At 47.8% G+C, this 11898-nt stretch carries 6 protein-coding genes; all 6 read left to right on the forward strand.

Features of this window, described 5'->3' with window-relative positions:
* The first annotated feature begins 256 nt into the window (after positions 1–256).
* The 6 genes from BMZ54_RS06990 to BMZ54_RS07020 all read left to right on the forward strand — a co-directional run bounded on the left by BMZ54_RS06990 (position 257) and on the right by BMZ54_RS07020 (position 11859).
* Positions 257–1288, forward strand: coding sequence for a hypothetical protein (locus BMZ54_RS06990; RefSeq protein WP_089907981.1), 1032 nt, complete (start codon positions 257–259; stop codon positions 1286–1288).
* Positions 1289–1315: 27 nt separating this feature from the next.
* Positions 1316–2770, forward strand: coding sequence for an MBOAT family O-acyltransferase (locus BMZ54_RS06995; protein ID WP_089907984.1), 1455 nt, complete (start codon positions 1316–1318; stop codon positions 2768–2770).
* Positions 2771–2899: 129 nt separating this feature from the next.
* On the forward strand, positions 2900–4549 hold the full coding sequence (locus BMZ54_RS07000; RefSeq protein ID WP_089907987.1) for a DUF6377 domain-containing protein: 1650 nt from the start codon (positions 2900–2902) through the stop codon (positions 4547–4549).
* 302 nt (positions 4550–4851) lie between these two features.
* Entirely contained in the window at positions 4852–7884 is a 3033-nt protein-coding gene (locus BMZ54_RS07010; protein WP_089907993.1) for a SusC/RagA family TonB-linked outer membrane protein, read from the forward strand.
* A 34-nt stretch (positions 7885–7918) separates the two neighbouring features.
* Entirely contained in the window at positions 7919–9727 is a 1809-nt protein-coding gene (locus tag BMZ54_RS07015) for a RagB/SusD family nutrient uptake outer membrane protein (protein WP_089907996.1), read from the forward strand.
* 20 nt (positions 9728–9747) lie between these two features.
* On the forward strand, positions 9748–11859 hold the full coding sequence (locus BMZ54_RS07020; protein WP_238386512.1) for a glycoside hydrolase family 97 protein: 2112 nt from the start codon (positions 9748–9750) through the stop codon (positions 11857–11859).
* Positions 11860–11898: the final 39 nt, after the last annotated feature.

The raw sequence follows: 11898 nt of genomic DNA on the forward strand, positions 1-11898 counted from the left end.
CTGCTTGTACATTTGCAGCGCAATATTTGATCGCACAAGAAAGCAATGGCCTCAGGTATCTATATGAATAAAAGGAATGGAATGCTTTACTGTAAAGGATTATAGAATTAATTGTCTGCCCTGAATGTAACCCCGTATTTCTACGTAATTACTGTTAAGCTCCAAAAGGAAAGGCAACCAATTCTATTTTACTTACGTGTACAGTGCGATATAAAAATTCATCATTTCAAAATGTTTTAAAAGTTAACGCCTAAAAATGACAACTAAGAATTTAGCACGGCCAGCACTGTTCATGGTCATCCTGGTAGTAATTGTCATCAGCAGCTGGGAGATCTATTTGCGCGCAAGCGGGTTCACCCTTTCTTATGATGATGCGGCCCCGCAATGGTCTGCGCAAAGGGCGCAGGTGTACAAGTCGCCGCAGGCAGCTACCGTATTTATTGGCTCTTCCAGGATCAAGTATGACCTGGATATTCCCACCTGGAAAAAGCTGACCGGCAGGGATGCGGTGCAGCTTTCTATTGAAGGTAACTCGCCGGTGCCGGTATTGCTGGACCTGGCAGACGATCCGGGCTTTCACGGCAGGCTGGTGGTAGATGTAACAGAACCCCTGTTCTTTTCCAGCATGCCGGAGTACAATAAGGAGCCCGCCGGGAATGTGAGCTATTACAAGTTAGAAACGCCTGCGCAAAAAGCAGGTTATTACCTGAACCATGTACTGGAATCACAGCTGGTGTTCCTGGACAAACGTTTTCTTTCGCTGAATGCGCAGCTCAGCAGGCTGCCTGTTCCTCCGCGCCCGGGCGTAGTATCAATGGATAACATACCATTCCCGCCTGACTTTTATAAAGTAAGTTCCGACCGCCAAACCTATATGGACGACCGTTTTGTACGCGATACAGCACAGCAGCACGCGGTACAGAATATATGGGCTGGTTTCCTGAACATGGCTGCACATGCGCCGCCCCCGCCGCCTAACATGGTGCCTGATGTGCTGAAGTCTGTAACCATTGCAGTAAACAAAATAAGAGCGCGCGGCGGCCAGGTAGTATTTGTACGCACGCCTTCCTCCGGTATGTTCTGGGATATAGAGCAAAAAGCTTTTCCCCGGGAAAAATTATGGAATGCCTTACTGGCCAGCACCCAATGCCAGGGTATTCACTTCATGGATTATGAAAGCACCCGGCATTTTATATGCCCGGAGTGGTCGCACCTTAAACCCCAGGATGCACGGGCCTTTACAAAAGCGTTGATCACGCTGCTACCGGCATCATTTGTAAAACATTAATCTCATCACTGCAACAAATCACCTGTCATGGTTTTCAATTCATACACGTTCATCGTTTTTTTTGCCATTGTGCTTGTACTTCACAACCTGCCTTTTAGCTGGAAAACAAAAAAAATTAACCTGCTGCTTGCCAGCTATATTTTTTACGCAGCCTGGAATCCTCCCTTCATCCTGCTGCTGTGGTTATCTACATTAGTGGACTACTTTGTGGGAAAGGCGTTATATACGCAAAACAATATTCATAAGCGGCGCGTACTGCTGGTAATAAGCCTCATCGGCAACCTGGGCATGTTATGCTTTTTTAAGTACGGTGGCTTTTTGATGGAAAATTTTGTGGACCTGGTAAATGCGATAGGCTTTAACTACCATCCGCCCAAACCTAATATTATTCTGCCGGCAGGTATCTCGTTCTATACATTTACCACGCTGTGTTATACTATAGATATGTACAAAAAGGAGAGCAAGCCTATTCCTACCTTGCTGGACTTCTCCCTGTTCGTAACTTTTTTTCCGCACCTGGTGGCCGGGCCTATTGTACGCCCGCCGCAGCTGGCAGCGCAGTTTGAAACACCGCGTACGGCTACACGTAAGCAGCTGCTGGATGGGATGTTCCTGGTATCACTGGGCCTGTTTATGAAAGTGGTGCTGGCAGATGGGATGCTGGCAGCATCGGCCGATGCAGTATTTAATACCACTAAAGCGCTCACTAGCCTGGATGCCTGGATGGGGGTGCTGGCTTTTACCGGGCAAATATTCTTTGACTTTGCCGGCTACTCTATTTGCGCTATGGGAGCTGCTTTGAGCCTGGGCTTTACCCTGCCGCAAAATTTCCAGACACCATATGCAGCCATTGGCTTTTCTGATTTCTGGCGGCGCTGGCACATTACACTGTCGGCCTGGTTACGGGATTATTTATACATTCCTTTAGGCGGTAACCGCAAAGGAAAGTTCCGCACCTATATTAACCTCATGATCACCATGTTGCTGGGTGGGCTGTGGCATGGCGCCAGCTGGACCTTTGTGGCCTGGGGCGGTTTGCATGGGCTGTACCTGTGGATAGAGAAATTTTTTGAGGACAGAAAGAAAAACAAGCTGATTGCGCAGCCGCTGGTACGCAATCCGCAGACGCCTGCAACCAAAACATTTCCCGGTATTTTTTATGCATTGCTCACCTTTTTCCTGATCAATATTACCTGGGTATTTTTCCGTGCCACCACTTTTGCCGGCGCAGGTAAAATATTGGGCGCTATGGCGGGTATGGCGCAGGGTGCAATGCCCTTGCTTACCAGCCTGGCTATTGCAAAAATTGTAGTGGTAATTACCGGTATGCTCATCCTGCACTGGGTATTACGCAATACCAAAGTGATTGATGCGGCTTACAAGCTGCCCTGGTGGATAACCGGTACCGTATGGTCGGCCATGCTTATTCTGCTGATACTGAGCCAGGAAAGCAGCAGCGCATTTATATATTTTCAATTCTAGGTGTTAAAATAGGATTCCGCTGTTAGGATCAACTTTTAGAAAGAGGCGTCTCCTGTCTTTGCAGGCATAGGAGGCGGCCTCTTTCTTTATTTCCCTATATTTGTCGGGACACGCTATTAATTCACTGATATGCTGCCCAATTCCACTTGCCACTGTTTTTCCGCTATCCTCTTTTATTTATTGTTATTAATACCTTACCATGGATCTGGCCAGGATGGCCAGGCGCAGCAGCTGGCACAGTTAAGCAATGCTATTAGCAATGTACCGGTTTATGATGCGCAGCGTCAGCACAAAATTGACAGCCTGAAGAAAACTTTGGTGCAGGTAATGCCGGGCGACTTCTCCAAACAATTTGATGTATATACGCTGCTGTATGAGGAGTACCGCCTTTTTCAATACGATTCCTCTTACCACTATGCACGTAAATTAGGAGAAACGGCTTTGCTGCTGAAGGATACCGGGCGTATTATGTATGCGCGCATAAAGCTGGCATTTTCCCTGTTATCGTCCGGCATGTATAAAGAAGCGTATGATTCTTTGGCCGGCATACATACCCAATGGCTGCCGGATAGCAGCAAGGCGGAATATTATGCATTGCTGGGCCGCTATTATTATGACCTGGGCGATTTTGATAATGACCAGTACCATACACCCATTTATAATGTACAGGGCAGCCGGTACATGGATTCTGCCCTGGCGCTGTTGCCAGCCAATACTTACCAGGCCAGCTATTACCGGGGCTTAAAAGAGCTAAAGGCAGGTAATAAGGAGCGGGCCTCTGAAATGCTTACACAGCTGCTGAACGATCCTTCCCTTACGCAACACCAGGTAGCGGTAACCACCTCTACCCTCAGTGATCTGTACATCCGCAACGGGGAAACAGATAAAGCCATACAGCTGTTGGCCACTGCAGTAATTGCAGATATACAATCTTCCACCAAGGAAACTTCAGCCGCCTTTAACCTGGCCAGCCTCCTATATAAAAAGGGCGATGTAAAGAACGCCTCCTTGTGTATTAACCAGGCCGTAGCCGATGCGGAGTTTTACGGCGCCCGGCAGCGCAAGGTACAGGTAAGCACCATACTGCCTTTTATTGAAGCGCAGAAATTAAGCATGGTAGAAAGCCAGAAAAGAAAGCTGCTATTTTACGCTGCCACAGTAACGCTGCTGCTGTTGCTGATCATTGGGCTGGCGGTAATTGTATGGCAGCAGGTAAAAAAGCTGAAAGCCGCGCAAAAGATCATAACCCGCGCCCATGTAAATGAGCTGGAAATAAACCGGCAGCTGGCAGAAACCAATGCCCGCCTGGAAGATGCCAATAAGATCAAGGAAAAGTACATTGGCTACTTCTTTAACTTTAACGCGGAGTTCTATGATAAAATAGAAAAGCTGAAAAGGTCCCTGGAGCAAAAGGTGGCCGACCGTAAGCTGGACGACGTTAAAACCCTCATTGCCAAAATAAACCTGCGCAAGGAAAAGGAAGAGCTGATCAGCAATTTTGACCATGCCTTTTTAAAGCTGTTCCCCAACTTTGTAACGGTATTTAATAGTATGTTCCGGGAGGAGGATCAGCTCTTATTAAAGGAGGGGGAGCTGCTGAATACTGATCTGCGGATCTTTGCCCTCATCCGCATGGGCATCCACGACAGTGAAAAAATAGCGCACATCCTGCAGTATTCTGTGAACACTATTACCACCTATAAAACCAAGATCAAGAACAAATCCATTGTACCCAATGAGGAATTTGAGAAGCGGGTAATGGAAATAAAAGCAGTGTAATCCTCCGGAAATGACCCCGTTCCTGCCTTTGAAATAAACATATATTAATTTAATTAATGTAATTGTAATGCCTTTAATACCAATTTATTAAAGATTGCTGCTCCCGGCATTTCCCCTGTATTTCTTATACTTCCCGCATATAATTTGACGGCGCCCGTCAACCACTCTTTCTTTGATCCGGAATAAACTGATACCAACATTTCATGTAAGCCACAGCCGAAAAACTGTAGTTCAAAACCACGGACAATTATCCCGGCCATTTTAAGATCAATCAATCCCTAATTACAACCAAACGTTCGTTTATGACAAAAACAAGATCGCTATCCACGTTCCTTTTGTGTTTGCTCATGCTTTTACAATGCTATCACACCTATGCCCAGGAGACGGTTATTACCGGAACAGTTACCGATGAAACAGGAACGGGGCTAACCGGGGCCACGGTTGCCGTAAAGGGCGGCAAACAGGGCACCTCCACAGGGCCGGCAGGTAAATTCAGCTTCATTGTGCCAGCCGGTGTTACCACCCTGCTCATTTCCTATGTAGGGTATGAAACCCGCGAGGTGCCTGTCACCGGCAGGGAGCTAAACATCCGGCTGCAGCCACAGAATACCCTGCTGAATGCAGTGGTAGTAGTAGGTTATGGTACACAAAAAAGGGCAGACCTTACCGGCGCCATCGCCTCTGCCAGGGGAGAAGATATTAAAAGCCTGCCTGTAACCAATGTACAGGAAGCCTTACAGGGCCGCATGGCAGGCGTAGAAGTAGTTAAAAGCTCCGGTGCGCCGGATGCTACCGCCAGTATTATTATACGGGGCGTATCCTCACTGAACAATGCACCGCCATTATACATCGTGGATGGTGTGCGCCAGTCAGGAGATAATATTAATATGCAGGACATTGCTTCTGTAGATGTGCTCAAAGATGCCAGCGCTGCCGCCATTTACGGTTCTGCTGCTGCCGGCGGCGTTATCATCATCACCACCAAAAAAGGACAGGGGGCTAAGCCTACCATCAATTTCTCCGCCCGTTATGGCGTAACCACTCCCATGACGCTGGACCTGCTGGACCGCAATGATTTTGTAAAGCTCAAACGCACGCTGGATCCCAACTACCTGTCTGGTATAGATGTGGATACCCTGCCCAATACCAACTGGGTAAAGGAGCTGTATGGCCATGCTAAAGAGGAGAACTATAACCTTTCCGTATCCGGTAACACGCCCGGTGTGAACTATTATGTATCTGCTTTCTACAATGGCCAAAGCGGCATTTACCGTAACAATTCCTCTTATTTATCCGGCGCCCGTGTGAACACGGATTTTAAGCTGGGTAAATATGTGAAGCTGGGCGAGCAGCTGTATGTATGGAGCCGCAGCACCAAACCGGAAATTGTAACGGCCATTAACCCGCCTTTCCGCTCTATACCTATTATGCCGGTATATGATACGCGCGATCCTAAAAGCCCCTGGGGTAAATCGCCCATTGGTTTCGGCGGGCCTAACCTGGTAGGGCAGATAGAAACAGCGCATATCCTGAACAACAAGTTCAATTTACAGGGCAATGTGTTTGCAGAAGTGCAGCTGCCCCTGTACCTCTCTTTCAGAACTACTTTTGGGTATACCTATTATAATGAGAACCAGAGCTACTTCCAGGATGCTTACAACTTTGGCCAGGTAGCTACCACTATTAACCAGCTGCAGAAGTTTAATGTGAACCAGCCCACTATTATGTCAAACTACACCTTATCGTTTGACCATGCTTTTGGTAAGCATGCATTGAATGCAGTGATCGGCTATGAGCAGTTTAAAACTACCTACAACTCGCAGTATGCCACGCAAACTTCAGTAGGCGGCAACTCCTTTAGCTTTATACAAACCTCTGCTTCGCAGGCCACGGTGAATGGCAGCTATGACCCTAACGGGTTAATAAAATCCACCTTTGCGCGCTTGAACTATAATTTCAACAGCCGTTATTATTTGTCCGGCACCATTCGCCGCGATGGGAACTTCACGGTATTTGGCACCGGCAACCAGTATGGTACCTTCCCCTCCGGCTCCGCAGGGTGGCGCATCAGCGAAGAACCTTTCTTCCGCTCCATGCTGCCAAAAGTATCCCAGCTGAAGCTGCGCGGCAGCTATGGTTTGCTGGGCAACAGTAATATTGGCGCGTACAAATTCCTTTCCACCTACGACCAGGTGAATGCGCAGAACTTTACTCCCGGCGGTGCGCCTTTTATTGGAGTAACGCCTACGTTCCTCTCCAACCCCAATGTGAAATGGGAAAGCGTATACGAAGGCAACATCGGTTTGGATGCTGAGCTGCTGGACAGTAAAATGTTCTTCACCATTGAGTGGTATAACAAAACCACCAAGAACATGCTGTATGGTTTGCCCATTCCGTTAAGCTCTGGTATTACCACGCCTTTTTATACCAACATAGGTTCCGTACGTAACCGTGGCCTGGAAATAGTATTAGGCTATAAAGACAAGGTGGGCGACTTCCATTACAGCGTAAGTGCGAATGGCGCCTTTAATAATAACAAGGTGCTGAACCTGGATAATATTAATAACAATCCCATACTGGATGGTAATAACAACTATGGCAATGCATCCTTTGGTATTATGGTGAACCAGCCTATTACCATCACTAAAGCAGGATTAGGTTTTGGACAGTTCTACGGCTACAAGGTAGAAGGTATTTATAAAACGGAAGATGAGATCAGCAAGCACCCGCAGCAGGAGGGCAACCGCGCCCGCCCCGGTGACCTGATATTTGCAGACGTGGATGGTAATGGCGTGATCAATGATAAGGACCGCACCGTGATCGGTAACCCGAACCCGAAGTTCATTTATGGCGCCAATATTCGCCTGGACTGGAAAGGTTTTGACCTGGCACTGTTATTCAATGGCGCTGCTGGTGTAGATATTTTCAATGGTGTAAAAGCGTATGCCTCTTTCCCTTTTGCAGATGGGAACACCACCTCCAAAGTATTTAATGCCTCTTTCCTGGGCAGTAACCAGGTAACGGATCAGCCGCGGATAGATAATAACGATCCTAATGGCAACTATTCTAAATCCAGCAGCTACTATGTGGAAAGCGGCAATTATGTGAAGCTGAAAAACCTGCAATTGGGCTACACGTTTTCAGACGATCTGTTGAGAAGGATCAGCATAAAAACCGCCCGCATTTATGTAATGGCCAATAACCTGTTCACCATTACCAAATATTCCGGCATTGATCCTGAGCTGTCAGGCACGGTAACCGCCCGCGGTATTGATGCCGTGTGGCAGTACCCGCATGCCCGTATCTACTCCGTAGGCCTGGACCTGGCTTTCTAAAACAATGCTTTTGCTTCACCAGAAACTGACAATTATGTACAAGAAAATATTTTCGTTAGCATTCCTTACTATATTATTCTATACCGGTTGTAAAAAAGATCCGGATACAGTAGCCCGTACGGATGTGTATAATAGCTTAAACTATCCCACCACGCTGCCCAACCTGTTTGCAGTGCTGGTGCCCGCATACGCCAACCTTCGCTCAGCAGAGCTGCATGGCTTTAATTTGCTATGTAAGGATTTTGCAGGAAGTGAGCATGTTACGGACCTTGCCTATCCCGGCGATGCTTCCTGGACAGAGCTTACACTGAATAACATGAGCACCAGCAACAGCTACGCCAACGATCTGTGGATAGGGCTGTACCGCGGCATTAAAAATGCCAATACCTTCTTAGACCGCGCTGATTTTTATGAGCAGCAATATTCATCACCTGCAGAAAAACCGCAGATAGATCAGATGCGTGGCGAAGCGCGTTTCATGCGTGCGCTCTACTACTTTTACCTGGAATGTTTTTTCGGTGAAAGTTATATCAGTGCCGGCGGCGCGGGTGGTGATAAAATGGGCGTGCCCCTGATCACTACCATGGCCGCCTCCCTGGATGCTACGCAGGTACCTCGCAACAGCACCAAAGAAGTATGGGACTTTATTACTACTGAGCTGCAGCAGGCCGCCACTTTATTAAAAGGCACCCAATGGACCGGGGCCAATACCGGCCGTGCTACGGAATGGGCCGCCAAAGCCTTGCTGGGTAAGGCCTATGTGTTTAACCAGAACTGGGCTGCCGCCAAACCTATTTTGCTGGATGTAATTACCAACAGTGGTAAGTCCTTAATGCCTTTCAGCAAGTATAAAGATGCATTTAACGGTATTGATGCCAATGAATTTAATGAAGAATCCATTTTTGAAATTAATGTGGACCGTAACTCTTTAGGCGGCTATGGCATTTTTAGTTTTAATAATAACCTTACTACCAGCCAGGGTTTAATATGGTCGCCCTGCATACTGGGGAATGATGGAACGGAGAAGAACGGCATTGGTTTGGGCTACTGTAATGAGTTTTTCCATGAAAAGAACCTGCAGCGTTTTGGCTTTAACCAGGGCATCTATAAATTAGTCAGCAATCCTGCTTTTGATGCCGGCAAACCCGCTACCTACCTGAATCCCAAAGAGGTAATAGACCCTGCCTATAAACAGCAATCCCTGGCTGCGCGTACCAACAAAACAGTAGATCCACGCCTGTATGTTGCTGCACTGCAGCCCTGGGTAGATTCTGCCAGTAACGACGGCGCTACCTGGCGCCCGGTATGCCGTTACATAGCCATGAAAGAGGAATTTAAAACTGTGTACAATGGCTGGAGCATGCGCAAATTCGTAACCTACGATAACCTCATCTTTAACCGGCAGGCCGCTGCAGATGCAGCTAACTATTACCTGTTGCGCTTAGCAGATGTGTACCTGCTGTATGCGGAAGCCAGCGCCAATACCGGCGACAATGCTACCGCCCTGGAATACATTAACAAGGTAAAAAGAAGGGCTTACGGTTACCCGGTAAGCGGTGCCTCTCCCGTGGATTATAAAAACCTTACTGATAAAACCTCCGCAGCAGATGCTAACCTGGCAAATAATCCCCTGCGTTATGAAAGATGGGCAGAGCTGTTTGATGAAGGCCATTGGTGGTTTGATGTATGCCGCTGGCGCATTGGCAGCGGGGAAGCCGCTTACTACGCTACTTCCATGGCAGGTGGTAACATTAAGTGGAGCGATGCCAAATCGTACGTATGGCCTATTCCCGCCAATGAGATCAACACAAACAGCAGCATGAAGCAAAGTGCAGGTTACTAATTAATCATCAAAACGGATGTATGTTATTTAAAAGATTGTTTTTTATTTTCTCCGGTTTATGCATGCTGCAAAGTGCCGCGGCACAGGAACATAATGCCTTGCAGGTGGAAATGAATAAAGTACGGCTGTCCTTTTATTTGGATGGGGACGGCCGTCCCGTATATGCATTGGCGTATAATGGCCGGCTTGTGATAGCAGACTCCCGGCAGGGTTTTGTGCTGGAGCAGGATAGCTTGTTCTACAAAGGATTTGCCATAACCGGTACAGAAAAAAGTTCTGTAAATGAAACCTGGCAGCCGGTATGGGGAGAGGTAAGCAGCATCCGCGACCACTATGAGCAGCTGACCGTACATTTAAAGCAGCAGCAGGCGCCGGGTTATTTGCTGGATCTTGTGTTCCGTGTGTTTGAGGACGGGATGGGTTTTCGTTATGAATTTCCGCAACAGCCCGGCCTTAAATATTTTATAGTGAAAGATGAGCTCACGGAATTTAATCTCACCAGTGATCCCCTTACTTTCTGGATCCCCGGCGATTATGATAGTAACGAATACGCCTATACTACTTCTAAGCTTAGCCAGGTTAATAATACGCAGCAGGTGCAAAGCGCTACGGATATTGCAGTACGCACCGTACCGGACCCCTATGCTGTGCAAACGCCGCTGATGATGAAAACGGAGGATAACCTCTATATAAACATTCATGAAGCCGCGCTGGTCAATTACCCTGCCATGCAGCTGCATGTAAATGGCGCGGTGCATCAGCTTACATCCAGCCTGGTGCCGGATGCAGTAGGTAATAAAGCTTACCTGCACGCGCCCTGTAAAACGCCCTGGCGCACTATCATCGTAAGTGATAAAGCAGCAGATGTGCTGGCCTCCAAACTCATACTGAACCTGAATGAGCCACCTGCCGCCACAGATCTTTCCTGGATCCGCCCCATGAAATTTGTTGGCGTGTGGTGGGAAATGCAAACTGGTAAAAGCACCTGGAACTATGCGGATGCAGCCTCTGAAAGAGGTAAGGACGACCTGGTGCCCAATGGCCGTCATGGCGCTAACACCGCCAATGTAAAAAAGTACATTGACTTTGCTGCCGCCAATAATATTAAAGGCGTTTTGGTAGAAGGCTGGAACACCGGCTGGGAAGACTGGTTCGGCAACTGGAAAGAAAATGTGTTTGATTTTGTAACACCTTACCCTGATTTTAATGTAAAGGAGATTGAAGATTATGCTGCTGCCAAAGGTGTGCAAATGATCATGCATAATGAAACCTCCGGCTCAGCCACCAACTATGAAAGGCAGCTGGACACTGCTTTCCGCTTTATGCAGGCCTATGGTTACCCGGCCGTGAAAACCGGTTATGTAGGTAAGATCATTCCCCGCGGGGAGCACCATGACGGGCAATGGATGGTGAACCATTATGAGCGCGTAGCACAGAAGGGCATGCAGTACCACATTATGATAGATGCGCATGAACCGCCCCGCCCAACCGGTTTGCAGCGTACCTATCCCAACTGGCTGGCTTGTGAAGCCGGCAGGGGTAATGAGTACAATGCCTTCAGCAATGGGAATGCGCCGGAGCATGAAACCATACTGCCATTTACCCGTTTAATGGGCGGGCCTATGGATTATACGCCGGGCATCTTTAAATTAAAAGGCTATGCGCCTAATATGCCGGACAGGCAGGTGCATACCACGCTGGCCAAACAGCTGGCACTGTATGTAACCATTTACAGCCCCGTGCAAATGGTGGCAGACCTGCCGGAAAATTATGCCGCGCATGCAGATGCCTTCAACTTTATAAAAGAAGTGCCGGTTGACTGGAACGATACCCGCATTATAGCCGCAGAACCGGGCGATTATATTACCATTGCCCGCAAGGAAAAAGGAAAGTCCAACTGGTATGTAGGCGCCATTACGGATGAGAACAGCCGCAAAGCAGCCATACCACTGCAGTTCCTGGACAAAGGAAAAAAATACCGCGCCACCGTGTATGCCGATGCGCCGGATGCAGACTGGAAAAAGAACCCCGAAGCGTACCAGATCAAAACGTCTGTTGTAGATGCAAATACCGTATTAACCATTCAGCTGGCAGCCGGAGGAGGGGCTGCAATAGCCATTCAGCCTATGTAAATAGCCCATTAAATTTTAACTACTATTCTTAAACCCAAA

Origin of the sequence: Chitinophaga rupis, from assembly GCF_900109685.1 — a bacterium.
GTDB lineage: Bacteria > Bacteroidota > Bacteroidia > Chitinophagales > Chitinophagaceae > Chitinophaga > Chitinophaga rupis.

Bases quoted from the DNA above. Each gene is read 5' to 3' on its own strand.
- BMZ54_RS06990 (WP_089907981.1), top strand. From the start codon at position 257: ATGACAACTAAGAATTTAGCACGGCCAGCACTGTTCATGGTCATCCTG.
- BMZ54_RS06995 (WP_089907984.1), top strand. From the start codon at position 1,316: ATGGTTTTCAATTCATACACGTTCATCGTTTTTTTTGCCATTGTGCTT.
- BMZ54_RS07000 (WP_089907987.1), top strand. From the start codon at position 2,900: ATGCTGCCCAATTCCACTTGCCACTGTTTTTCCGCTATCCTCTTTTAT.
- BMZ54_RS07010 (WP_089907993.1), top strand. From the start codon at position 4,852: ATGACAAAAACAAGATCGCTATCCACGTTCCTTTTGTGTTTGCTCATG.
- BMZ54_RS07015 (WP_089907996.1), top strand. From the start codon at position 7,919: ATGTACAAGAAAATATTTTCGTTAGCATTCCTTACTATATTATTCTAT.
- BMZ54_RS07020 (WP_238386512.1), top strand. From the start codon at position 9,748: ATGTTATTTAAAAGATTGTTTTTTATTTTCTCCGGTTTATGCATGCTG.